Origin of the sequence: uncultured Pseudokineococcus sp. (genome assembly GCF_947495735.1) — a bacterium.
Lineage (GTDB): Bacteria > Actinomycetota > Actinomycetes > Actinomycetales > Quadrisphaeraceae > Pseudokineococcus.
The window spans coordinates 11,760-35,520 of the sequence record NZ_CANMAA010000001.1 but is presented as its reverse complement, the minus strand read 5'-3'; the positions used below and the strand labels follow the sequence as shown (position 1 = coordinate 35,520).

The following is a 23,761-nucleotide window of genomic DNA, read 5'->3' as shown; positions in this document are numbered from 1 at the left end:
CCTGTGCCAGGCTGTGCCATCAGGAACCGGTCTCGCCCACCCCGCCGCCGTCCCGCGGCGGCGGCCGGGGACCGCCGGAGGGACGGGAGCAGACGCTGGACACCACTGTGACGACGGCGGCGGTGCGCGATCGCTGGTGGCTGGTCGTGCTGGCGGCCGTGGCCGGTCTCCTCGGCGCGCTGGCTCTCGTGAGCGTCAGCGACCGCGTGTACGAGACGAGCACCACCTACTCCTTGGCCCTGGTGGCCCCCGGAGAGGCGGCCAACCGCTTCTCGACGGGCGCGAGCGACTACGTCGACGCCCGCGCCGAGTCCTACGCCGCCATCGTCAACGGCTCCACCTTCCGCTCCCAGGTGCTGGACCAGCTGCCGACGGTCGAGCCGGACAGCACCTACCCGGTCGTCGAGGCCGCCGTCCGCCAGGACACCGTCCTGCTCACCACGACGGTCAGCGACACCGACGCCCAGCGCGCCCTGCGAGCGGCGCGGGTGACCACTGCCCTCCTCGAGGAGCTGGTCGTCCAGCTCGACCCGCCGCCGATCCAGGGCGGCGTCTCGCCGATCGAGATGCGCGTCGTCGAGCAGCCCGTGCTGCCGGTGGACGCCGACGGTCCCTCGACGGCGGTGTCGCTGGCGGGTGGCCTCCTGCTGGGCGCGCTCCTGGGCGTGGCAGGCGCGGTGCTGCTGGCGCGCAAGGACGGCGTCGTGCGACGCGTCGGCGACCTCTCCCGCACGCACACCCCGCCCGCCGTCCTCGGTCTGGTGGGTCGGGCGCGCAAGGGCGACGACGTCGTCCACCGGGAGGACGACGTCTTCGGCACGATCGCCGGGCGCCTCTCCTACGCCCACGAGGCCTCCCCCCGGTCGGTGCTCGTGACCAGCGCCCTGATCGGGGAGGGCAAGACGACCGTGGCGACGGGCCTCGCGGTGGCGGCCGCCCAGGGCGGCCAGCGCGTCCTCCTGGTCGGCGCGGACCTGCGCCGTCCGTCCGTCGCCGCCCTGCTCTCGCTGCCCGAGGGCGCGGGCCTGTCCGACGTCGTCCTCGACGGCGCACCGCTCGACTCGGCCGTCGAGCCCACTGCCGTGCAGAACCTCGAGGTGCTCACCGCCGGACGAGCCGTGGAGAACCCGCTGCGGGTGCTCCGGAGCCCGGAGATGGAACGCCTGCTGCACCACCTGACCCAGGAGTACGACCTCGTCGTGGTCGACTCCCCCGCAGCCCTCCCGGTGGCCGACCCTGCCCTGCTCGCGACGATGACGGACACCACGGTCGTGGTCCACCGCTTGCGGCAGGTTCGCCTGGAGCACGTCGACCGCCTCCACCACACGCTCGAGCGAGCTGGCGCGGCGATCGCCGGCGTCGTCGTCAACGGCGTCGGGGAGCGCGACCTGGCGGACCTGTCCTCCGGGTACGGGAACGGCTCCTCCGCCCCTCGTCAGGAGGACCGGACCAGGACGGCGCGCGGCGCCTCCGCCGCCGACCAGGTGTTCGGAGAGCGCGCACCGGAGCGCGGCCGCCGCTGACCGCCCCTCGCGGAGGCCCTCGCCCCCCGCCTCGCGTGCTCTGGTCAGGGGTTGGCCGGTCGCCGGGTCCGGGACGACCGGCAGCCCGCGGCGAGGGCCCCACGAGGCGGTCGCCCTCGCTCTGGTCGGGCGGCACCCGCACGACGGGCTGCTGCCCGAGGGCCCCGACGCCGCACCCGTCTGCCTGGCCGCTGGCGTCCTCCCTGCTCCGCGGCCCCTCCCCCCCGATCGCCCGGCCCCGACGCCGCGAGACGGGTGGGGCCGTGCGGCCTGCGGGATCAGCGACGGGGCGAGGGGCCGCCGTCGGAGCGCCTCGTCGTGGCGGTGGCCCGCGCTTCGGCCAGCCGCACGGTCTGCGACGCCTCGTCAGCGCGCAGGGACGTCTCGCGGGTGACCAGCCCCAGGGCCACCCAGAAGAGCACCGCCGAGGAGCTGGAGAGGACGGCGCCCGTGAGCAGCAGCACCAGGAAGTACACGACGACGAGGTAGCTGCCGCCCGTGGCGAAGCCCCGCGCGGGAGTCATGCGCTCCTGCAGCAGCCGGCGCCCCCGCACCGCCGCGGTGAGCCCCAGGGCCACGAAGAGCCCCGCGCCGACGACACCGGTCTCCTGCGCGATCGACAGGTAGCCGTTGTCGACGTTGTCCGCGCCCTCCTCCCCCGCGAGTCTCGTCGCCTGCCCGGATGTGCCCAGGCCGGAGCCGAGGGGTGCGGCGAGGACGTCGGTGAACTCGTCGAGCAGGTCCAGGCGCGCCAGCAGGGAGGTGTCCTCCCCCACCTGGTCGACGCGGAGCCGGTCGGCCTGCCGCTCGTCGCCCGCGTAGAGCTGGTCGGCGACGACGGCCGGGACCACGAGGGTGGCCACGGCGACGACGGCGGTGAGCGCAAGGGCCGCGACCCGGCGCCGTCCGGGGAGGGCCAGGACCGCCAGGGCGGCCACCAGCGGCAGTCCGAAAAGGACGGACCGGGTAGCGGTGAGCACCAGCGCCACCACCACGACGACCGCGGCCGGGACGGCGAGCGGCAGCGCCCTGGCGCCCGGCCGCGCCCACAGCGCCCACGCGGCGAGGGCGACGAGGCCCAGCCCGAGGTAGAGCGCGAAGGGCAGCGGCGCCTCGAGGCTGCCGAAGACGCGGTAGGCGCCAGGCTCGGGCATCCCGACGCTGATGAGGTCCCCCTGGCGGTCGGCCAGCCAGGCCAGGTCCCAGGGGGGGTTGACGAAGTACTGGAGGACGCCGTAGATCGCGGCCAGGGGCGCCAGCAGGAGCACCGAGAGCAGGGCGAAGCGGGGCAGGCGCTGGTGCAGCCCCTCGAAGACCGCGTAGCCGAGGGCGGCGGGCAGCAGCACGCTGACGATGCCGAAGAGGCGCACCACCAGGCTGCCGCCGGGCTGGACCAGCGTGATGCCGGCCCAGTACCCGATCAGGCCGATCCACAGCCACCGCCCCCGCGCGAGCCGGCGGTCACCCTCCAGGCGCAGGAGGCCCGCGAGCGCCGGGGCGATCAGCAGCGGCACGAGCAGGACGAGGGGGTCGTTCTCGACGTAGGCGTTCGGGCCCCCGGTCAGGCGCCGCACGAGCGCGACGAGAGGCACCAGCACGAGCGCCAGGCGCGCGGCGGTGTCGCGCTCCCAGGTCGCCAGCAGCGCGGCCCCCACCACGGCGAGCACCACGGCCCACCGGGGACCGGCGGCGACGAGCGCCGCACCGACGACGCAGGCGCCGGCGGTGGCGGCGCCGGTCACGACGATCCCCTGCTCACGATCCCGCAGGACGTCTCGGACCCACCTCGTGGCGCGCACCGCGACCCCTCTCTCGCTCTCTGCGGACGGTCCGCGCGGATCCTGGCACGCCGACCCCCCGTGGCCGGCCCCGTCCGGGGCGGCGTGCACCGGACGCGCGAGTGACTCGCCCCGGACGAGCGGTCCCGCGGGTCAGCGCCGGGCGAGGACCTCGTCGTAGAGGGACTCGAGCCGGGGCGCCAGGCGGTGCGGCTCGTAGGCGACGGCCGCCCGCCGACCGGCCTCGCCGAGGCGGCGCCGCAGGTCGGGCTCCGCGGCGAGGCGCAGCAGCGCCCTCGAGAGCGCGTCCTCGTCCCCGGGCGGGGTGAGCAGTCCGGTGACCTCGGCCTCCACCACCTCCGCGGGGCCGCCGGCGTCCGCCGCCACCACGGGCAGGCCCGCCGCCATCCCCTGCACCACCACCTGACCGAAGGGCTCCGGCGTCCGCGAGCAGTGGACCAGGACGTCCATCTCGGCGAGCTGCGCCGGCACGTCGTCCACGAAGCCGGTCATGTCGACCCTCCCCTCGAGGCCCAGCTCGCGGACGAGGCGCTCGAGCTCGGCGGCGTAGTCGTCCTCGCCGAAGAGGGCGGACCCCACCACGCGGACGCGCGCCCCGCCGTCGGGGAAGGCCGCCGCGACCGCACGGAGCAGGACGTCCTGCCCCTTCCACGGCGTCAGGCGGCCGACGCAGCCGATGACGAGCTCGTCGCCGTCGCCCCGCGACCGACCGGCGGGCGCGGGATCGGCGGGGACCGCGCTGGGGAGGACGATCACAGGGCGACGCCCGGTGCTCCCCAGCGTCGCCAGCGTGGAGCTCGAGTTGGCCACCACTGCGGCGGGGAGCAGCCGGACCGCGGCGCGCACCACCGCGACGGCGGGTCGAGGGAGGTAGTCGGCCGCGATGCGGTCGCGCGCGTGCCAGACCTGGGGCGTGCGGGCCCACCGCGCGGCGAGGCCGCCGTAGAGGTGCGCCTTGAGCGTGTTGGTGTGGACGACGTCCGCCTGCAGCTCGCGCAGACGCCGCGCGAGCCGGCGCACGTAGTCGGCCGTGTCCCACATTGCGCCGACCGGGACGGTCCCCGGCCGCACGGCGCCCTTGCGCAGGCGTGCGGTGCGCTCGGGCAGCGCCAGGACCTCGACGCTGACGCCGGCGGCCTCCAGGCGGCCGACCAGCGGTCCGTCCTCGGCGAGGACCACGTGGACGTCCACCGCCTCCAGAGCCGGGAGGAGGGTGAGCAGGGCGAGCTCCCCGCCGGAGAGGGCGGCGCTGTGCCCGACGACGACCACGCGCGGGCGACGTCCGCCGCGACGACCCGCCACCGCGGTCGGCGAGGCGGTGGACGGAGACCGTCGAGCCGCTGCCGCCTCGTCGTAGACGCCCCGCACCTGCCGCGCGGTCAGGGCCCAGGTGTGCTCCTCGGCGAGCCTGCGGCAGTCCTCCCGCTCCGGGAGCCCTCCGGGGGCGGACAGGGCGCGCTCGAGGCGGGCGGCGAGGGCGGCGACGTCACCGGGGGGCACGACGAGGCTCGGGTCGAGGGCGGGCAGCACCTCGGCCATGCCCCCCAGGTCGGAGGCGATGACCGGGGTCCCCGCGGCCAGCGACTCCAGGACGATGAGTCCGAAGCCCTCGAGCGACGTGCTCGGGACCACCGAGACGTCGGCGGCCGCGTACAACGCGACCAGGTCGTCGTCGGACACCCGGCCGAGCAGGCGCACCGACCCGCCGAGGTCCGCGGCGTCGACCTGCCGGTGCAGGTCGGCGCGCGACGGCCCGTCCCCGGCGATGGCGAGCGTGGCTGCGCCGGTGTCCGCCCGGCGCCACGCCTCGAGGAGCACGTCCAGCCCCATGCGCGGGACGAGACGGCGCACGCAGAGGACCAGCGGCCCGTCCGGCAGACCGAGCGCCCGCCGGGCGGAGCCGCGGTCGGGGACGCCCGCGAACCGCTCGACGTCCACGCCCGGACGTACGAGGCGGACCTTCTCGGCCGGGACGCCATAGCGGTCGACGAGGATGCGGCGGAAGGCCTCGGAGAGCACGACGAGGCGGTCTGCGCGCCGGTAGACCAGTCGCTCCACCCCTCGCTTGGCGCGGACAGTTCGGCGGGAGTCCCCCGCGGTGGCGCTCTCCTCGGCCCAGGGGCCGTGGAAGTGCACCACGACGGGGACGCCCCGCGGACGTCCGAGCAGGGCCGGCAGGGCGTGCAGGGCGAAGTGCGCGTCGACGACGTCGCTGCGGCGCACCAGTCCCCCGGTCGCGCGTCGCAGCGCCCAGAGCCTCGGCAGGAGCGGGCCCGCCGCCGAGCCGGCGGCGACCACGCCCGGCACGGGCTCGGGGAGGGGGCCCGTGACGACCGCCGTCGCCGCGACCCCCTGCTCGCGCAGCGCCTTGTGCAGCTCCTCGAGATACCGGTTCAGACCGCCCGCCTGCACGGAGAACCAGCCCATCCCGAGCAGGCACACCCTCGTCGGCGAGGACGGCGGAGGGGGCGAGGACGGCACGGCAGCACCCTAGGGGAGCACCGCGCGACGACGTCACGTCTCGCTGGCACCCCCGCGGCGGAGCACCGCGCGCACGAGCGCACGGACGTCGCCAGGCCGGGGGACGAGGCAGTCCCGGAGGCGGATGCGGCTGCTCAGGGCGAAGGCCACCGCGAACGTGGAGGTCGTGAGGATCCTGGCCACGAGGACCGCCACGGCCGCCCCGAGCGCGCCGCCGGTGCCGATGAGCACCAGGAGCAGCACCACCTGGACGAGGTTCGACCCCACCTGCAGCCACGAGCGCAGCCCCGGCCGCCCGAGGCCCAGGAGCCCCACGATGAACAGGGAGCCCAGCACCTGCGGCACGAGCGCGACGAGGAGCACCTGCGCGAGGGGGACGGCGCCGGCGAAGTCCTCGCCGAACAGCAGCGGCAGCACGACCGGGGCGAGGAGGATGCCGGCGCCGGCGACCGGCAGGACCACGACGACCATGAGCCGGGCCGAGCGGGCGATGAGCGTGGGGTCGTCGCGCGAGGAGGACGTCGCGAAGACGACGTCCCGGACCGCGTTCGCGCCCTGGAGGGGGATCTCGGCCAGCGAGGCGGCCACGGCGTAGAGGCCGAGGGGGCCCACGCCCGCCAGCGACGCCAGGAGGATCTGGTCCAGGCGCGTGCTGAGGGTGGTCAGCAGCGTCCCCGGCGCGCTGCGCGCGCTGTACGCCAGCAGACGTCGACGCGACTCCCGCACGCCGACGTCCGAACGCCCCTTCGGCGCCCGCAACGCGGGCACGAGCGCGAGCATCGCCAGCACTGGCAGCAGCGCCCCCGCCCACACCGCCGTCTCGACGGTCAGGGCACCGGCGAGGAACAGCGGGAGGATGAGCAGGATCCGCCCCGCCCCGAGGAGCCACCTCTCCGTCGCCGTCAGGTCGAACCGCTGCTGCGCCGCCGCCATGCCCCGCCAGCAGGCGATGAGGACGGCGGGCGGGATGGTGAGGGCGACCATGCGCAGCAGGTCCACGTGCTCGGGCGCGTCGCGGAGGATGAGCGGGGCCAGGAGGGCGAGGACGGCAGCGCCCGCGGTGCCGAGGACGAGCGCGGCCTCGAAGGAGACGCGGCGGGCTCGCCGGACGTCGACCGTGCGGCGGCCGAGGTGGAAGACGATCGCCTCCTGGATGCCCAGCGGGGCCAGGAACGTCGCGAGCGTCAGGCCGGCGAGGACGGCCGCGACCGCGCCCCTGTCCTCGACCCCGAGGGCGCGGGCGAGGAGCGGCCCGGTCAGCAGCGCAGCCGCCGGGAGCGCGAAGTTGGCCGCGGCGTTGCGGAAGATGGCGCGACCGGTGGACACCGCGGGACCTCCAGCTCCGGGACGTGCGCAGCCGGACCGGTGGAGGCCGCGGACGCGGTGCGGGGGCCGAGCCTGCGTCACGGTAGCGGAGCCGCAGCTCCTCCGGCCGAGGGCCGGACGAGCGCACCACCGGGCCCCGCCCGACTCCGAGGAGCGGGCGGGGCCGGTGCGGTCAGCCGACGCGCGTGATGGTCACACCGTTGAGCGCCGGGTTGTCGACCTTCGCCGAGAAGCCGAGGTCGAGGCGGCCGTCGGTGACGGTCACCCGGGCGGTGCGCTCCAGCGCCCTGCCCCGACCGACCGCGGCGAAGACGTCCAGGTCGGTGACGACGGGGCGCCCCTCCGCGGTGACGCTGAAGACGCGCTTACCGCTCGCGGTGAAGGTGTCCTCCGAGGTCAGGACGGTGATGTCGTACGTCCCGGACGGCAGGGCCCTGGAGTACGAGGTCATGCCCCAGCGCAGCGTCTTGTAGGCCTCCCGGTGAGCCGCGGAGCCGCCCGCGACGGCCACGCGCGGCGTCGCCGCCGTACCACCGGTGGTGCCGGCGTCGGTGAACCAGCACAGGGCCCCGTCCACGACCTGGGTCCCCGCCCCGAAGCTCACGGCCGTGGTCACGGGCGCGGGGGCCGGGGTGGGCGTCGGGGTGGGGGTGGGGGTGGGCGTGGGGGTGGGCGTGGGGGCCGGGGTCGTGGCGGTGCCCGCGCTGCCGAGGCGCACGATGACCGGGCTGCCGTCCACCCGGACGCCGAAGCTCGTGCCGCTTCCGAGCGAGGTGCGGCCCAGGCCGGTGCTGGTGCGGACGGCGCTCGCCGTGGTCGCGGAGCGCGTCGAGACGCGCACGTCCACGGCGGGTACCACCAGGTCCTTCTTCGCCGTGACGTCCCAGAGGCTCTTCGCGCGCCACATGACCAGGTCCGTCGAGCCGTCGCGCCGGGCGAAGGCCATGGTGCGCACGTCCGACGGCGCCCCCTCGAGGCCCACCTGGACCTGGCGGGACGGCACGGTGGCGCCCGGGTCGGCGAGCGTGCGCAGCAGGGACTGCAGGTGCGTGTAGGACGGCTTGAGGCTGCCGTCGTAGCGGGCGAGCCCGAAGTGCTGCTCGCGGTCGACGAGCGCCGTCTCCGGGCGCTCGTCGCTCAGCTCGTAGAAGTAGCCGCGCTTGACGCCGAGCCGGGCGTACTCGAGCGCGAGGCGAGCGGCGTAGGGACCGCTGGCCTTCTCGCTCGTGGGGTTGTGCCCGCGGCCGTCGCCCTTGACCGCGTTGTGGTACCCGGTCTCCGTCGCGTAGACGGGCTGCTTCTCCACCGACGTCGCCACGGCGACCTGACCACGGATGCCCTGCTCAGGACCGAGCTGGCCGCCGACCTCCGCCTCGGGCATCCAGCCGCCGGGGTAGGGGTGCAGGTTCCACGCGTCGCTGGCGCTGCCGTCGGGGCCGTACGCCTTCACCGAGCGCACGCCGCGGCACCACGAGGGGCCGAGCAGGGGCAGGTCCCGGAGCGTCGGCTCCTTCTCCAGGGCGGCGCTGAGCTGCTTCTGCTGGTCGCGCGTCCTCGTCTCCCAGCCGGTGCCGCAGTCGAGCTCGTTCGGGCCCTCGACGAGGTCGGCCACCCCGGCCAGCCTGGCCGGGTCCTTGAGCGCGGCGATCTGCTGCTGCAGCGTCCCCGCGCCGTACCGCCCCGCCGGGTCGACGATGAGCGAGGTCTTGATGCCGTGGTCGCGCAGACGGCGGAGCGCGGTGTGCATCGGCTTGTTGTCGTGCTTGACCGCGTCGCGGACGTGCCGCGCACCGAGCTCGCGCAGCAGTCTGAGTGTCCGGTCCTGGTCCTTGTAGACCGTGTCGGTGTAGTTGGTGTGGACGTTGACGCCGACCGTGCCCACGAAGGCGTCTGCCGGCGTCGCGGTGAGCGTCGTCCAGGTCGTCGCCGCCTCGGCGCGCTCCGCGCCCGGCTGCGCGGCCACCAGGCCGGTGGCGAGCACGGCCGCCGCCGCAGCAGTTGCGGCGGCCCGATGCAGCCGGCCTGCTGGGGCCAACCGCCTGGTCGTCGTGTGTGCGGACACGTAAGAGCTCCTCGTCGTCGGGTGCCGGACGCAGCCGGCTGGTCCTCCCTCTTCGGCGGGCGCAGCCGCGACCTTGCTGCTCCGTCCGGGCAGACCGCCCCAGCTGGTTGAAACGGTGACGAGCACTGCAGGATGACCGAGCGCCCGCCCGCACGGGGGCGCCGGTCACCGACCGGGGCACGGACGGGCTGCCACGGACGTTGGTGCCCTCGACAGTCCGCGACGGGACGGGAGCGAGATGGCGGTCTCTTCGACCCGGTGGAAGCGACGCACGGCCGCCGCGGCGGCCGCGACGGCCGTGCTCGCGGCGTGCACGGGGCCGGCGGAGGAGGTCGAGGCACCGACGACCACGGGCCCCGCGCCCGTGCGCGACGGGGCCGGGCTCGCCGAGGCGCGCGAAGACGCGGCAGCCGACGACGCTCACCGCTCGCTCGACTGCCGGGCCTCCCTGCAGCGGGCTGTCGAGGAGGCCGTCGCGACGGAGCCCGTCGCGGTCGGCGAGGACGCGGCCCCCTCGCCGGTCTCGGCCCGCACGGTCGGGGCCTTCCTCGGGTCCGTGGGCGTCAACACGCACATGACCTACACGGACACGCCGTACGCGGACCACGACGCGGTGCTCGAGGTTCTCGACGCCACGGGCATCCGGCACATCCGGGACGGGCTCATCCCCGGCCGGGAAGACGAGCAGGTCGAGTTCCTGCATCGGCTGGAGGCGCAGGGCGGCTGCGCCCAGCTCATCGTCGGAGGCGACCGGGTGGAGCTCGGCCAGGTCGACGACGCCGTGGGCGTCCTCGAGTCCGTGCCGGGCGTCGTGACCGGCGTCGAGGGCCCCAACGAGCTCGACCTGTCCGACCTGCCCGACTGGGCGGACCTCGCCGTGGCCCAGCAGACGCTGCTGCACGACTCGCTGCTGGCGGACGTCCGCCTCCGCGGCCTCCCCCTGGCGGGCCCGAGCGTCGGCCGACCCGACGCCTTCTCGGAGCTGGGCGACCTCTCCGCGCTGCTCGACCTCTCCAACCTGCACCCGTACCCGGGGGGCCGCGCGCCCGAGGGAGCCGTCGCGCCGCACCGCCGGGCCGGTGAGGCCGCCGCGGCCGACGCGCCCGTCGTCGTGACCGAGACCGGCTACCACGACGCCGTGGTCGACGACGCCTCGCAGCCCGGCGTGCCCGAGGACGTCGAGGCGGTCTACCTCCCGCGCCTCCTCCTCGACTCCTTCGCCCGCGGGGTGACCCGGACGTACCTGTACGAGCTCGTCGACGAGTTCCCCGACGACGACGACGACCAGGCGTCCTTCGGGCTGTACCGGCGGGACTGGACGCCGAAACCGGCGGCCGGGTCGGTCCAGCGCCTGCTCGACCTGCTGGGCAGCAGGCCCTCGACCGAGACCCGCGACCTCGCCGTCGCCGTGCGGTCGGGGGAGGCGGACGACCTGCGCACGCTGCTGCTCAACGACGACGAGGGCTTCTGGCTGGCGCTGTGGCGCGAGGTGCCCGTCTACGAGGAGCGGGACCGGCGGCGCCTGGAGGTGGAGGCCCTGCCCGTCGAGGTCGTGCTCCAGGACGAGGCAGACCTAGCGGTCCACCAGCCGGTCGACGGCGTCGAGCCGGTGCGCACCGCTGTCGACGTCCGCGCGCTCGACGTCGAGGTGGCCGGTGAACCCGTCCTCGTGCGGATCGAGTCCTCCGCCCAGGAGTGAGCTCGCCGTCGTGCCGGCTCCGGACAGCCGCCTCGGGAGGTCCCACCCCGCTACGGTGAACGGACGGTGACGACCGGGTGACCGGTCCGCGACCGCGGTGACTCGCCGTGCAGCATCGGACCGGCCAGCGCGGCCACCGCAACCGAGCGCCGTGCTGGAGGTCACCGCGATGAGCAGCGCACCCGAGACGACGCACCACGGGCCCTCTCCGGCTGCGACCCGCCGACGGGGCGTCGACGGGTGGAGCGGGTACCGGCTCCTCGGGCTGCTCGCCGTCCTGCTCCTCGTCGACGCCCTCGTCCTGGCCGGCGACGTGGGCTTCCACCTCGGCGACGACGACGAGCGCTTCGCCGCCTTCGCCTCCGCGCGGTGGAACAGCCAGGCCGACCGCTCGTACGCGGAGGTCCTCGGCTACGCGCAGCTGGGGGCTGCCGCTCTCGTCCTGCTCGTCGGGGCCCTGCGCCACCGGGCCGCGCTGCTCGCCGGGTGGGCTGCGCTGCTCGCCGTCGTGGTCGTCGACGACGCCGCGGGCCTCCACGAGCGCGGGGGCCTCGCCCTCGTCGACGCCCTCGACCTCCCCGCCCTCCTGGGCCTGCGTCCCGACGACCTGGGGGAGATGGCGGTCTGGGCCGCGTACGGCCTTCCGCTGGGGCTCGTCGTCCTCGTGCTGCACCTGCGCAGCCCTTCGCGGGTGCGCCGGGCCTCGTGGTGGCTGGCGGCGGGGTTCGTCCCCCTCGGGGCGGCGGGCGCCGGGCTCGACATGCTGCACTCGGCCCTCGCCCCGCCCGGGTCGGTGGTCGGGCTCCTGCTCGGCTCCCTGGAGTCCGTCGGCGAGCTGGCGTCCATGAGCCTGCTCCTCGTGCTGGCGCTCGTCGCCGTGGGCGTCGTGAGGCGGACCGGCGAGGGGCAGCGCCTCTCCTGAGAGGGCGGCGCCGGCCCTCAGCCCCGGCGCAGCGCCCTCTCGCGCAGCGCGCGTCGGCGCAGCCGCGCCGGCAGCGACCGGTGGCGCTGCGCCGCCGCGGCGAGGGCGATCACCTGGCGCCACGGCGGCGGTGACACCTGCGCCGTCCCCGCCCGCCACGAGCCGGCGGGGCGCAGCTTGAGCCGGCCGAGGCGCGCCTCGCGGGCGACGTCCTCCCACCGGACCGGGGCCGCGAGGGGGATGGACCTGCGGTGCGCGTCGTCGGCCTCGAACGGGAAGGAGCCCCACACCGCCACCTCGGCCGGCGTCGGGCGCTCCCAGAACTCCCGGAGCACCGCGTCGACGGCGCCGCGCAGGTCGACGGGGCGGCGCAGGGGCGCCGGGTCCCCGGAGGCCAGCTCCTCCACGACGAGGCGCACGGACGTCCGCACCTGGTCCAGCCCCCAGTCCAGCGCGGCGTCGTTGCGGGGCCGCACGAGCACCGGCTCGACCCGCCCGTCGCGGCGCTCGTACCCCAGCGTGGAGCCCTCGCGCCCGCTGCAGAAGCTCTCGACCAGCGTGACCCTGCCGCTGGGCTCCCCGGGCAGCCCGTGCCCGGCCTCGTGGTCGAAGAGCCAGGCGACCTGCCGCTCCGCCAGCCGGGGTGGTGACCACCGGCGCGCACCGCGGCGCACGCCGATGAGGAAGAAGGCCTCCGGCAGCGGGATGCCGGCACCGTCGAGCACGTCCACCAGGGCGCCGCCGGTGCGGCCGAGCCACCCGACGTCCACGACCGCCGACCGGGTCCCGTCGTCGAGCCCCTCCTGCCGCAGGTAGTCGGCGGCGAGCGCCTGGGCCCGCGCCGCGACCCGCCGCAGCTCCTCGCGCAGCGGACCGGTCTCCACCAGGGCGGTGAGGCGGGCGAGCCCCGCCGCGTCGAGGGGCTGGTCGCAGCGGGGCGCCCGCAGCAGCGGGTCCTGGACGAGGCCCACCGCCTGCTCCGGCGACAGCCCGACGCGGTGCAGCACGGTCCTCGGGGTCGAGCTGGGGTCTCCCGCCAGCCAGTCGGCGAGGTCCTCGGGGTCGCGGTGGTGCAGGCTCGCCGGTCGCCAGGCCGCGCGCGAGCCGTAGAGGTAGCGGCACTCGACCTCCTGCCCGAGCGCGCTCGCGAGCGCCTGCACGACCTCCTGGACGACCTCGCCGTCGCGCGAGAGGAAGTACAGGCGCCGCAGGTCGCGCTGCTGCGCCTGGCGCAGGAGCCACAGCGCGTACCCGACCAGCAGGGGCGCGACGACGCCGGTGGCGACGGCGGCGCGCTCGGGGTCGACGCCGTCCTCCACGGCGCGCAGCCTCGCGAGCCGCGACGCACCGGCGAGGCGGGACGGCACCCCGCCGCCGGCCTCGGCGCGCCGTCCGAGCAGGCGCTCGTAGCGGTTGAGCAGGCCGGCCGAGCGGTGGGACGCGCGCCAGCCGCGCTGGCGCGCCGCGGCGACGTCGGAGGCGAGGTTGTCCCCCGTGTGCGTGATCGCCGCGGGCTCGACGCCGAGCTCGGCCGCGACGAGGGAGAACAGCGCCCCGTCGCCGCCCTTGCGCTCCCCCCGGTCGGCGGAGGTCACGACGAGGTCGTCGGGGTGCCGCAGGCCGGCCTCGGCGAGGAGGCCCCCCAGGTCCTCCCCCGCCAGCGGGCTGTCGGAGACGAAGACGACCCGGTCACCCTCCCGCCGGGCGCGCTGCACGAGGTCCCGCGCACCCGGCACGGCGCGGCTGACCTCGCGCTCCACGTCCAGCTCGAGGCGCGCGAGGGCGTCGGCGGCGGCGGCCTCGAGCGCCAGCGCGCCGACGACCTCGTCCCAGATCTCGTGGAGCGCGGGCTGCCTACCCCGCAGCTCGAGCAGCGCCCGCTCCGCGGCGACGCGCGACCCAGCGAGCACGGCGGGCGCCACCTCGGAGGCGCCGGGCACCTGGTCGGGGGCCCTCCCCGCGACCACGTCGATCACGGCCTCGGGCTCCCCTAGAGTGCGCGTCAGCACCGTGTCGAACACGTCGAAGGACCGGATGTCCTGGCGCATGCCTCTCCCGCCGTCGAGGTCCGAGGGGTCGGCGCCGCGGGGACGCCGAGGGCAACCTACGGGGGTGCGGTCGCTCCCCGCCCTGGGAAGGAGACAGCCATGACGCCAGGGCCTCGCGGGACGCGCGTCCTGATCGTCGAGCCGAGCCTCCGTGACAACGGCGCCGTGCGCTCGAACGTCCGCCTCGCGCAGCGGTGGACGGCCGCCGGGTGCCCGACGCTGCTGCTGGCCTTCGACGGCTCGCCCGTGCTGCCCGAGGGGCACGTGGAGATCCCGGACGACGTGGCGTGGACGGTCGCCACCACGGGCGAGGCCCCGCTGCGCCGCTCGCTCCTGCCGGTCCTGCGACGCCTCCTGCCCGCTGCCCGGTCCGCCGACGTGGTCGTCGCGGGGCGCGAGATGGGGCTGGGCCTCGTCCTCGCCTGGGGCCTGGCCCGGCTCGCCCGGGTCCCGCTCGTCGTCATGGTCCGCTCCTCCCCCACCCGGTCCCTCGGGTCGCACGGACCCACCTGGATGGGTGCGGTCGGACGGCGAGCGCTGCGCGGGGCCGACGCCCTCGTCTGCATCAGCGGAGGTCTGGTCCCCGACGTCCTCGCCACGGGAGCGCGCGCCCGCGGCGTGGCGGTGGTCCTGGGAGGTGTCGAGGTGGACGCCGTGCGCGCCGCCGCCCGCGAGGAGGCGGACCCCTCGCTGCTGCCCGCCGGCGAGGGGCCCCTGGTCGTCGCGCTCGGCCGGCTGAGCCGGCAGAAGGGCTTCGACGTGCTCCTGCGCGCGCACCGGGCGGTGCTCGACCGGGGCCTGCCCCACCGGCTGCTCGTGCTGGGCGAGGGCGAGCAGCGCGAGGAGCTCGAGGCCCTCGTCGACGAGCTCGGCGTCCGCTCCACCGCCTCCCTGCCCGGCTTCGCCGCGAGCCCGCTCCCCGTGCTGGCGGCGGCGGACCTCTACGTCCTGTCCTCCCGCTGGGAGGGGTTCAGCCAGACCGTCGCGGAGTCCCTCCTCGTCGGCACCCCCGTCGTGAGCACCGACTGCGTGTCCGGCCCGCGGGAGCTGCTCCGCGACGGCGCCCACGGCCGCCTCGTGCCCGTCGAGGACGTCGACGCGCTCGCCGACGCCGTCGCCGACCACCTGCGCGACCCGGAGCCGCTGCGCCGGGCGGCAGCCGCCGGCGCCGCGTGGGCGCGGCGGGAGCTCGACGTGGACCGCGCCGCCGAGCAGACCCTCGACGTCGTCCGCCGCGCGGCGCGGGGAGAGCCGCTCGCGTCCGAGCTGGTCGAGACCGCCGCCGAGGAGGCGGCCCAGGAGTCCGCCGTCAGCTCGGCGCTCTCCCTGCGCGAGCTCGTCGCCGAGGACCTGCGCACCAACCACGGGCACCGGTTCGCCCCCGGCTTCCACGCCCTCGCCGTCCACCGCTTCGGCCGTTGGGCCCGCTCGGCGCCGCGACCGGCGCGGGGCGTGCTGTCGGTCGTGCACAAGAGCCTGCAGCTCGTCGTGCGCAACGTCTACGGCATCGAGCTGCCCGTCACCGTCGAGGTGGGGCGCCGGGTCGTGATCGCCCACCAGAACGGGCTCGTCCTCCACCCGGAGGTCGTCCTCGGCGACGACGTGGTGCTGCGCCACAACGTCACCCTCGGCGCCCGGGACGGCTACGCCCACCCCGGCAGCAGGGTCGCCCCCGTCCTCGAGCGCGGAGTGGAGCTGGCGGTCGGGGCGATCGTCGTCGGTCCGGTCACCATCGGTGCGTGGGCGAAGATCGGGCCCAACGCCGTCGTGACCCGGGACGTGCCCGCGGGAGCGGTCGTGACGGCGGGCGAGCCGACCGTGCGCGAGCGCGCGCCGCGAGCCCGGCCCCGGACGGGGAGGCCGTGACGACCTCCGCGGCCGCGCTGCGCGTCGGTGTCGTCGTCCCCAGCTACCGGCGTCCCGACGACCTCGCCGCGTGCCTGGCGACCCTGGCCGCGCAGCAGCGCGCCGCCGACGAGGTGGTCGTCGTCCTGCGCGAGGACGACGACGCCGGTCGCCGCGCCGCCGCGAGCGCCGGTCGGGACCTGCCGCTGCGCGTGGTCGCGCCCGCAGCGCCCGGCTTCGTGCCCGCGCTGCGGGCGGGGCTCGCGGCGGCCACGACCGACGTCGTCGCGTGCACCGACGACGACGCCCGCCCCCGCCCGGACTGGCTGGCCCGGATCGCGGCCGGCTTCCGGGAAGACCCCGACCTCGCCGCCCTCGGCGGGCGCGACGCCCGGCCGCAGGCGCCGACGTCCTACCGGCACGGCGGCGACGTGGGCTCTCTCAGCTGGTGGGGACGGATGGTGGGCAGGCACGAGGAGAGCTGGCCCGAGCCCACCGACGTCGCGCACCTGCGCGGCGCCAACATGGCCTTCCGCGCGCCCGCCCCGCTCCCGGACGCAGGGCTCCGCGGCGACGGCACGGCCAACGAGGCGGACATGTGCCTCGCCGCCGGCCTCCGCGGCCGCGTCCGCTACGACCCCGCGCTCGTCGTCGACCACCTCGTCAGTCCCCGCCCCGGCTCGGACGCGGACGGGACGACGCGCGGGGTCTCCGCCCTCCGGGGTGCTGCGGACCGCGCCTCCAACGTGGCCCTCGTCCTCGCCAAGCACACGCCGGCGACGACGCAGCGGGCCGTCCGGCTCGGCTACCTGCTGATGGTCGGTCACCGGGCCTCCCCCGGCCCGGTGCGCGTGCTGGTGACCGGGTGGCCGGGCTCGAGCCGGGTTCGGGCGGCCACCGCGCTCGCGCGGGCCTGCGCGTCGGGCTGGCGAGCGGGCTCGAGGGCCCGCGCAGGGGTCGGCGCGGAGCCACGGACGCCCGGGCCACGGGTGGCCTAGGACGGTGCGAGCACGTCCGCCACGACCGCCTCGACGGCTGCCTTGAAGGCGAGGGGGCTGAACCGCTCGCCGTGGCGGCGGATCACCTCGGGGTCGAAGCGGGTCCGCTGCAGCCGGTGCAGCCCCTCCACGACCGTGGCCACGTCGAGGTCGTCGACGAAGACCCCCGTGACGCCCTCGACGGTGCTGTCCAGGTAGCCCCCCGCCCGCAGCACCAGCGCGGGCTTGCCGAAGGCGTAGGCCTCGACCGGCGTCAGCCCGAAGTCCTCGTGGCTGAGCGCCACGAGCGCCGAGCAGCTGCGGTACAGCCAGCGCAGCTGGGCGTCCGTGAGGTCGGTGAGCGAGGTGATCCGCTCCGGCCACCGCTCCCCCCGCGGCGGGTCGGGCGTGCCGCCGACGCACACGAGCCGGGCCCCCGGCACCGCGGCGACGGCCCGGCACACCGCGTCAGCGTTCTTGTAGGGGCGCGGACGGCCGACGTGGAGGAGGAAGCCGGGCTGCACGCCCGGCACCGGCTCGTCGGGCCCCTCCGGGTCCAGCCCGCGCGGCGGGTGGACGACGGTGGCCTCGAGGCCGTAGGCGGCGCGGATGCGCTCGCGCACGGCGCTGGAGTTGGCCAGGTAGCACGCGGCGGACCGCGCCTGGCGGCGGTCCCAGGCCCGCAGCGCGGGGGACAGCGCCCGGATCACGGGGCGCATCGCGGAGGGCACGCCCCGCAGGTAGTCGTCGGGCTGGTAGAGCCAGCGCGGGGGGTTGTGGCAGTAGATGACCTTCGGGGCGTCCGTGCGCACCCCGTGCGCCCAGCCCGAGGACGAGCACACGACGACGTCGGCCCTGACCCGCTGACCCAGCGAGTGCACGGGGGCGAGCAGGAGGAACGCGCGGCGGGGGTCCTCGCGGAAGAAGGGAACCCGCCCGAGCCATGTCTGCTGCACCGGGCGGCCCGCGACCTCGTGGAAGGTGGTGCGGGCGTTGACGATGCTCGTGCGCAGGGGCGCCCCGGGGAAGGCGTCGTGCAGCGCCAGGGCGACGCGCTCCGCCCCGCCGCGCTGCGTCAGGTAGTCGTGCGCGACGACCACGTGCGCGCGGGAGGGCCGCCGGTCCCCACCGGCGGTCATGACCGACGACGCCCTCGTCGTCCCAGCGATCGCGCTCGCCCCCACGACAACCCCCGTTCTCGCCACCGCCACGACCACCCGCGACCGGTAGCCGACGGAACGTAGCAGCGGGACGTGCGCCCTGTCCCGGAAGAGCAGCACCGGGAGCCCTCGGTCGCCCCGCACGACACCGGCACTCACGGCACAACGGCATTAGTGACTGAGAGTCACGACGCGTTGCTCCGGGTGGCCTCGAGTCGGGCGTCTTTCGCGAGCGCCCCCGTCCGCTCCCCGGTGGTCGTCCACGACGAGCCGTCCAGGACGCGGCGGTGAGACCATCGGGCGTGTCCTCAGCCGCTCCCGTCTCGGTCGTCCTGCCCACCCACCGGCGCAGCCACCTGCTCCGGCAGGTCATCACGCCCCTGCTGGAGGACCCGGCGGTCCGGGAGGTCCTCGTCGTCGTGGACGGCGAGGACGACGGGGCCGCCGAGGTGCTGGACGCCATGGCCGCCGGCGACAGCCGGCTCCAGCGCCTCGCCTCCCCCCGCCGCGGCGGGGCCGCCGCCCGGCAGCACGGCGCCTCGTGCAGCACCGGGGACGTCGTGCTCTTCCTCGACGACGACGTCGTCCCCGGGCCGGGGCTCGCCACGGGCCACGCGGCGGCGCACGCGGGCGCCACCGAGGGCGAGGAGCTCGTCGTCGTCGGCTACATGCCCACCGCCACCGGCGAGGGCGGCCTCGAGCGCTTCGCCACCGACCTGTACGCCGCGGAGTACGAGGCGATGTGCCGCACCTACGAGCGCGACGAGGCGGAGGTCCTGCGGAAGCTGTGGGGAGGCAACATCTCCGTGCCCCGCCACCTCCTGGAGCAGGTCCCCTACGAGTCGGCCGACTTCACCACGACCAACCACTCCGACCGGGACTTCGGCCTGCGGTGCCTGCGGCGCGGGGCCCGCGGGGTGTTCCTGCGCGAGCTGCGCGCGCAGCACGTCCACACCCGTCCCCTGCCCCAGTTCCTGCGCGACGCCTACCGCCAGGGCGCCGGGCGCGCGCAGATCCACCACCACCACCCGGACCTCGTGGGAGAGCTCGACCCGAGCGGGACGCTGCGGGGCCTGCCGGCCCCCCTGCGCCTGGTGGTCTCCCTCGACCACCACGAGGTCGTCCGGCGCCCCCTCTCGGCGGCGCTCCTCGTGCTCTCCCGCAGCTCGCTCGCGCTCGGGTCGGCCCGGGGGCTCAGCACGGGGGCGCGCCTCCTGCGGCGCCTGGAGACCCGGCGCGGGGAGCGGGACTTCCTCGCCGGGGCGACGGCCCGGCACGAGGGCTGAGCCCGCGCGCCGGGACCGGCGCTACCAGCGGAAGGGGGGCGGGTCGTCGCGCCGCGCGACCACCGTGCGCGCCACCTGCAGGACGTCCGCCATCTCGAGGGCGTCCGCCTCCCGGACCAGGGCGATCCCCCGGTTCCCCAGCGCGGTGGCGATCTCGCTCTGGTGGTCGTCGACGTGCTCGCCGTGCGCGCGCCGCCTGGGCACGATGAGCGGGAGCTTGCCCGCCTCCACGGCGCCGAGGGCGGTGCCCGTGCCGGCGTGCGCCACGACGGCGTCGGCCCGCCGGACCGCGGCGTCGAGCTCGTCCCCGGGGACCGACGGCCGGGCGGTGATCGGCAGGCCCGAGACGTCGGTGGAACCGGTCTGCCACAGCACCTCGGCGTCCTCGGGGAGCACCGCGATCATCCGCTCGACGAGCCGGCGGAACCCGTAGGCGCCGGTGCTGCCGACCGTCACCACCACGCGCAGGGGCCTGCTGCCGTCCCAGGGCTCGGTCTCCGACGCCTCGAAGCCGTCGAAGACCGAGCCGCCGTAGCGCCAGCGGCGCGTCACGCGCCGCTCGTACTGGGTGTACACGTCCACGCCCGGGAGGGCGGCGAGGAGCCGACCGGACATGGACGGGCCCTCGAAGCGCGTCGCGCTCTCGATGAAGGCGGTGTCCAGGCCGCGCAGCGCGGCCTGGGGCAGCACGGACAGCGCCAGGCTGGAGCCGGTGCTGACGACCTTGGAGAACCGGCGGCGGCGGAAGAGCGCGCTCGCCTCCCGGGCGTGGCGCACCAGGGCCCGGGTGTCCCGGGAGTCGGGGTAGTCGACGAGCAGCACCTCCTCGCCCTCGAGCAGCGCCTTCGTCTGCGGCGACGCCACGGTCACCCAGACCCTGTCCTCGTCCAGCCCGAGTCGCGGGGCGAGCGAGTGCAGCTGCTTGACGTGGCCGCCGTTGTTGGCGACGAGGAGCGCGGTCACCGGCCGACCCGCTGCTCGACGAGGGCGTAGGCGCTCAGGAGCGCGTGGCGCTGGGTCGCGCGCCCCTCGGCCTCGACGGAGGACGCCGAGGCCCGTGGCCCCCCTCGACCGCGCGCGACCCGCGCCGCGACGGCCATGTCCGCCGGCGTGCCGGCCAGGCCCTTCAGGCCCAGGGACACCAGGGCGGGGATGCGACGGGCCACCACGGGCAGCCCCAGCGCCTGCGCCTCGAGGATCGTCATGGGGCTGCCCTCCCAGGCTGCCGTGTGCAGGTAGACGTCGGCCTGCGCCATCCGGGCGATGAGCTCGTGCCGCGGGAGCCACCCGGTGATCTCGACGCCGAGGCGGGTGAGCGCCGCCTCGTCCGCGCTCTCGCCACCGCCGAGCCACGTGACCCGGGCGTCCGGCTCGGCGGCGAGGATGTCGGCGACCGCCCGGCAGAAGAAGCCGGGGTCCTTCTGCGCGGAGACCCGGCCCGCGGTCACGTAGTGCGTCGGCGAGCCCGGCTCCCGGGGCTCGGCCGGCGCCACCTGGCCGAGGGAGACCACCTGCGGCACGTGGACCGCCCTCTGGACGCCGAGGCGGTGCGCGAGCTCGACCTCCCGGGGGCTCACGCCGGCGACGACCGCCGTCCGCGGGGCGAGCCGCTTCTCGACCGACCAGAGCGCGCGCCGCACGGGCCGGGCGATGTCGGTGCGCTCGAAGGCGTAGCAGTGCGGGGTGTAGACGACCGGCGGCAGCTCGGCGGCCGGTCCGATGCGCGCGAAGAGACCGGCGAAGGAGGAGTGGGCGTGCAGGACGTCGGCCTTGGTCCTGCGCGAGGCGGTCCGCAGGCGGCGCACGACCTCGACGGGCTTGGCCACCGAGGGGAGCTCGCCCACCGGGGTGGCCCCGACCCCCTCCCCCGTGTCGTGGGCCTCCCGGTCCCGGCTCACGAGCAGGTGCTCGACCTCGTCCGACGTCGAGGAGACGTACTCCCGCAGAGCGCTGACGACGCCGCCTCCGTGCGCCTCGACCACGTGCAGCACCCGCATGGGCGGCGCCTCCTCATCCGACTCCGGGGACGGACGTCTCCCGCGGCCGAGTATGCCCGTCGCTTCCCGACCCACCCGTCCTGACGAGGGGTCGTGCCCCCGACGGTGGCGCACGTCACCCGTGCGCACCGGCGAGGACGGCGGCGCCCCGTACTGTCGGACCCATGCGTGCTCCGCGGCGTCCCGGCGCCCCGGACCAGGAGGCGGGGACGCTCGCGACCTCCGCCGCGGCGCAGGGCGGGGCCGCCGGCCCCCCCGAGCCCGCCGAGCCCACGGCCGGAGCCGCGCCTCCCACCCTGCGCGAGCAGGCGATGCGCGGGGTCCTGTGGACCTCCCTCGAGAAGTGGTCGGTCCGCCTCGGGACCTTCGCCGCCTTCGTCATCCTCGGCCGCCTCCTGGGGCCCGAGGAGTTCGGCGTCGTCGCGCTCGCGATGGTCTTCATCACGCTGCTCACCGTCGTGGTGGACGCCGGCTTCACGACCTACCTCCTGCAGGCGGACCGGGTCGACCGCGTCGTCACCAGCACGGCCTTCTACATCTCGGTCGCCCTGGGCGTGCTGATCAGCGGCTCGCTGGCGCTGTCGGCGGGCCTGCTCGCGGGCGCCTTCGACGCGCCGGCGCTGGCCCAGGTGCTGCCGGCGGTCGCCGTCACCGTCTTCGTCGCGGGGCTCTCGAGCGTCCCGGCCGCGCTGCTGTCCCGCGAGCTGCGCTTCCGCGAGCTCGCCCTCCGGCAGCTCGTCGCGACCCTGTCGTCCGTCGTGGTGGCGATCGCCCTGGCCCTCGCCGGCGCCGGGGTCTGGGCGCTGGTCGCCCAGCACCTGGTCCGGAGCGTCGTCGCCCTCGTGATGCTCTGGTCCAGCACGCCGTTCCGGCCGGCCCTGGCCTTCTCGAGGCCCGAGGCGCGCCGGATGACGAGCTTCGGGAGCAGCGCCCTGCTGGGCCAGCTCGTGGTCCAGGTCCGGGAGCAGGCCGAGGGGATGCTCATCGGCGCGCTCGCCGGCGTCAGCGCCCTCGGCTACTGGGCGGTCGCCCGGCGCTTCGTCGGGGTCGCCGTCGACCTCTTCTCCTCCGTCATCAACGTCGTCGCGCGCCCCGTCTTCGCCCGCGTCAAGGGCGACCCGGCCCGGCTCGCCCGCGCCATCGGCACCAGCTCGGCGGCGGCCGCGCTGCTGCTGGCGCCAGCCCTGGGCGGCGTCGCCCTGGTGAGCTCCTTCGCCGTCCCGCTGCTGTTCGGCGACCAGTGGGGGCCGGCGGCGGCGATCGCCTCGGTGCTGGCGCTGCGGAGCATCGCGGCCTCGCTCAGCGAGTTCCAGCGGTCCGCGTTCCTCGGCGTGGGGCGCCCCGGCGTCGACCTCGTCGTCACCCTCGCCCTGGTCGTGGGACAGGCCACGATCATCGTGCTCGTGACGTCGCAGGGCCTCGTGGCCCTGGCCTGGTGGCTGGCGGCGTGGACGGCGCTCTCCTGGCCCGTCCAGGCGCTGGTGCTGCGCAGGGTGGCGGGCGTGCCCCTCGCCACCTACGCCGCGACGAGCCGGGTCCTGCTCGCGGCGGTGCTGGGCGTGGCGACGACGGCCGGCGCGTGGTGGCTCCTCGACGACGACGGCTTCGTCGCGACGCTGCTGGCCGGGGCGGCCGGCCTCGCCGTGTACGCGGCCGGCGTGGCGCTGCTGTCGCGGCCCCTGCTGCGCCAGATGTGGGCGCCGGTCAGCGCCCGTCTGAGGGGTCGGCGGTCCCGGGCCGGGGCTCCGACGTCCTGACCGCCCCGGCAGCGGCGGCGAGGACGGCCAGGTCCTGCGGCTCGTAGGTGGCGCGGACCTGCTCGTCGTTGCCCGACCGCTCGACGTTGTGCCGGTAGAGGCCCTCCAGCTGGCTGCCGGGCACCTGGGGGAAGTGGTGCCCGCGGGCCTCCACCTGCCGCGTCGCGACGGACGCCCGGACCGACACCGCGTGGAGCCAGACGTCGTCGGCCCGGGGGCACGTCTCCAGGAACGCCGTCCCCCGCTCGGCCAGCTCCTCCAGGAGGGCGACGGGGATGTAGCGACCGGACGTCCCCGTGGGGAAGTGGAGGAGCGAGGGCTCCGTCGTCGCGCACGAGGGCCACGTCGCGTAGGGCGCCACCCGCCCCTGCTCGAGCTGCAGCACGTGCACCCGGTGGGCGACCACGTCCGCGCTGCGGAAGCCGGACGTGGCCCTCTCGAGGTCGGCGAGCCACGTGGGCGGGTAGAAGATGTCGTCGTCGGCCGTGATCACCGGGACGCCCGTCCGCTCGGCGGCCAGGGGGTAGTACTTCTTGTGCGGGCCCCAGGCGGCGGGCGCGTAGCGCACCTCCAGCCCGCGGGAGACCAGGCGGCGCAGGGGCCGCGGCAGCGGCGCTCCCTCGTCGGACTCGTCCAGCCAGACGACGATCCGCGAGGGCCTCGCCGACCCGGCGGCGACGGACTCGACCGCCAGGTGCGCCGTCTTCGTGCGACGCCCGAAGGACGCCAGGGAGACCACCACGGGGGCGCTGCCGGTGACGCGCTCGCGCGAGACGAGGTTCGTCCCCCAGCAGGTCGCCGTCAGCCGCAGCAGGTGGGCAGCTCGTCGGGCCGCTCGCAGCACGGCGGGTCCTCTCTCTCTCGAAGGGGCGACGGGTC

At 76.4% G+C, this 23,761-nt stretch carries 16 protein-coding genes; 7 read left to right on the top strand and 9 right to left on the bottom strand.

Translation table 11 applies throughout. The features are described from left to right. Positions 1-107 precede the first annotated feature (107 nt). Positions 108-1,523 carry a CpsD/CapB family tyrosine-protein kinase gene (locus Q0848_RS00125; protein WP_299033049.1) on the top strand — a complete coding sequence of 472 codons (1,416 nt, stop codon included), beginning with the start codon at positions 108-110 and terminating at the stop codon, positions 1,521-1,523. 278 nt (positions 1,524-1,801) lie between these two features. On the opposite strand, the gene Q0848_RS00120 is transcribed toward Q0848_RS00125, so the two are convergent. From Q0848_RS00120 to Q0848_RS00105, 4 genes are all read right to left on the bottom strand, one after another. Further along, positions 1,802-3,265 (bottom strand): O-antigen ligase family protein, encoded by a 1,464-nt coding sequence (locus tag Q0848_RS00120; RefSeq protein ID WP_299033046.1) that lies wholly within the window; start codon positions 3,263-3,265, stop codon positions 1,802-1,804. Between the two features lie 189 nt (positions 3,266-3,454). Next, complete coding sequence (locus tag Q0848_RS00115; protein ID WP_299033043.1) at positions 3,455-5,803, bottom strand: glycosyltransferase family 4 protein; 2,349 nt, start codon at positions 5,801-5,803, stop codon at positions 3,455-3,457. Positions 5,804-5,836: 33 nt separating this feature from the next. Beyond that, a complete protein-coding gene (locus Q0848_RS00110) occupies positions 5,837-7,129 on the bottom strand; it encodes an oligosaccharide flippase family protein (RefSeq protein WP_299033040.1) in 1,293 nt (430 codons plus the stop codon). 172 nt (positions 7,130-7,301) lie between these two features. After that, positions 7,302-9,191, bottom strand: a complete 1,890-nt coding sequence (locus Q0848_RS00105) for a malectin domain-containing carbohydrate-binding protein (RefSeq protein ID WP_299033037.1) — start codon at positions 9,189-9,191, stop codon at positions 7,302-7,304. Between the two features lie 238 nt (positions 9,192-9,429). On the opposite strand from Q0848_RS00105, the gene Q0848_RS00100 reads away from it, so the two are divergent. Both Q0848_RS00100 and Q0848_RS00095 read left to right on the top strand, forming a co-directional pair. Then, on the top strand, positions 9,430-10,890 hold the full coding sequence (locus Q0848_RS00100; protein WP_299033034.1) for a hypothetical protein: 1,461 nt from the start codon (positions 9,430-9,432) through the stop codon (positions 10,888-10,890). Positions 10,891-11,059: 169 nt separating this feature from the next. Next, positions 11,060-11,812 carry a hypothetical protein gene (locus tag Q0848_RS00095; protein ID WP_299033031.1) on the top strand — a complete coding sequence of 251 codons (753 nt, stop codon included), beginning with the start codon at positions 11,060-11,062 and terminating at the stop codon, positions 11,810-11,812. 17 nt (positions 11,813-11,829) lie between these two features. Here Q0848_RS00095 and Q0848_RS00090 read toward each other — a convergent pair whose 3' ends face one another. Then, positions 11,830-13,860, bottom strand: a complete 2,031-nt coding sequence (locus Q0848_RS00090) for an HAD family hydrolase (RefSeq protein WP_299033029.1) — start codon at positions 13,858-13,860, stop codon at positions 11,830-11,832. A 99-nt stretch (positions 13,861-13,959) separates the two neighbouring features. Between Q0848_RS00090 and Q0848_RS00085 the strand changes: the two genes are divergently transcribed. After that, positions 13,960-15,726 carry a glycosyltransferase gene (locus Q0848_RS00085; protein ID WP_299033027.1) on the top strand — a complete coding sequence of 589 codons (1,767 nt, stop codon included), beginning with the start codon at positions 13,960-13,962 and terminating at the stop codon, positions 15,724-15,726. Beyond that, entirely contained in the window at positions 15,723-16,703 is a 981-nt protein-coding gene (locus tag Q0848_RS00080) for a glycosyltransferase (RefSeq protein WP_299033024.1), read from the top strand. The genes Q0848_RS00085 and Q0848_RS00080 overlap by 4 nt, the downstream gene beginning before the upstream one ends. Here the strand turns inward: Q0848_RS00080 and Q0848_RS00075 are convergent. Beyond that, complete coding sequence (locus tag Q0848_RS00075; protein ID WP_299033021.1) at positions 16,700-17,821, bottom strand: glycosyltransferase; 1,122 nt, start codon at positions 17,819-17,821, stop codon at positions 16,700-16,702. The two genes, Q0848_RS00080 and Q0848_RS00075, sit on opposite strands and share 4 nt — an antisense overlap. A gap of 323 nt (positions 17,822-18,144) precedes the next feature. Between Q0848_RS00075 and Q0848_RS00070 the strand changes: the two genes are divergently transcribed. Continuing rightward, positions 18,145-19,128, top strand: coding sequence for a glycosyltransferase family 2 protein (locus tag Q0848_RS00070; RefSeq protein ID WP_299033020.1), 984 nt, complete (start codon positions 18,145-18,147; stop codon positions 19,126-19,128). Between the two features lie 21 nt (positions 19,129-19,149). On the opposite strand, the gene Q0848_RS00065 is transcribed toward Q0848_RS00070, so the two are convergent. Together Q0848_RS00065 and Q0848_RS00060 are read right to left on the bottom strand one after the other, a co-directional pair. Then, positions 19,150-20,091: a glycosyltransferase gene (locus tag Q0848_RS00065; RefSeq protein WP_299033018.1), complete on the bottom strand. Its 942-nt coding sequence runs from the start codon at positions 20,089-20,091 to the stop codon at positions 19,150-19,152. Then, complete coding sequence (locus Q0848_RS00060; RefSeq protein WP_299033016.1) at positions 20,088-21,125, bottom strand: glycosyltransferase family 4 protein; 1,038 nt, start codon at positions 21,123-21,125, stop codon at positions 20,088-20,090. The genes Q0848_RS00065 and Q0848_RS00060 overlap by 4 nt, the downstream gene beginning before the upstream one ends. 164 nt (positions 21,126-21,289) lie before the next feature. On the opposite strand from Q0848_RS00060, the gene Q0848_RS00055 reads away from it, so the two are divergent. Then, a complete protein-coding gene (locus tag Q0848_RS00055) occupies positions 21,290-22,882 on the top strand; it encodes a lipopolysaccharide biosynthesis protein (protein ID WP_299033014.1) in 1,593 nt (530 codons plus the stop codon). On the opposite strand, the gene Q0848_RS00050 is transcribed toward Q0848_RS00055, so the two are convergent. After that, entirely contained in the window at positions 22,830-23,726 is an 897-nt protein-coding gene (locus Q0848_RS00050) for a hypothetical protein (protein ID WP_299033012.1), read from the bottom strand. The genes Q0848_RS00055 and Q0848_RS00050 overlap by 53 nt on opposite strands. Positions 23,727-23,761 lie beyond the last annotated feature (35 nt).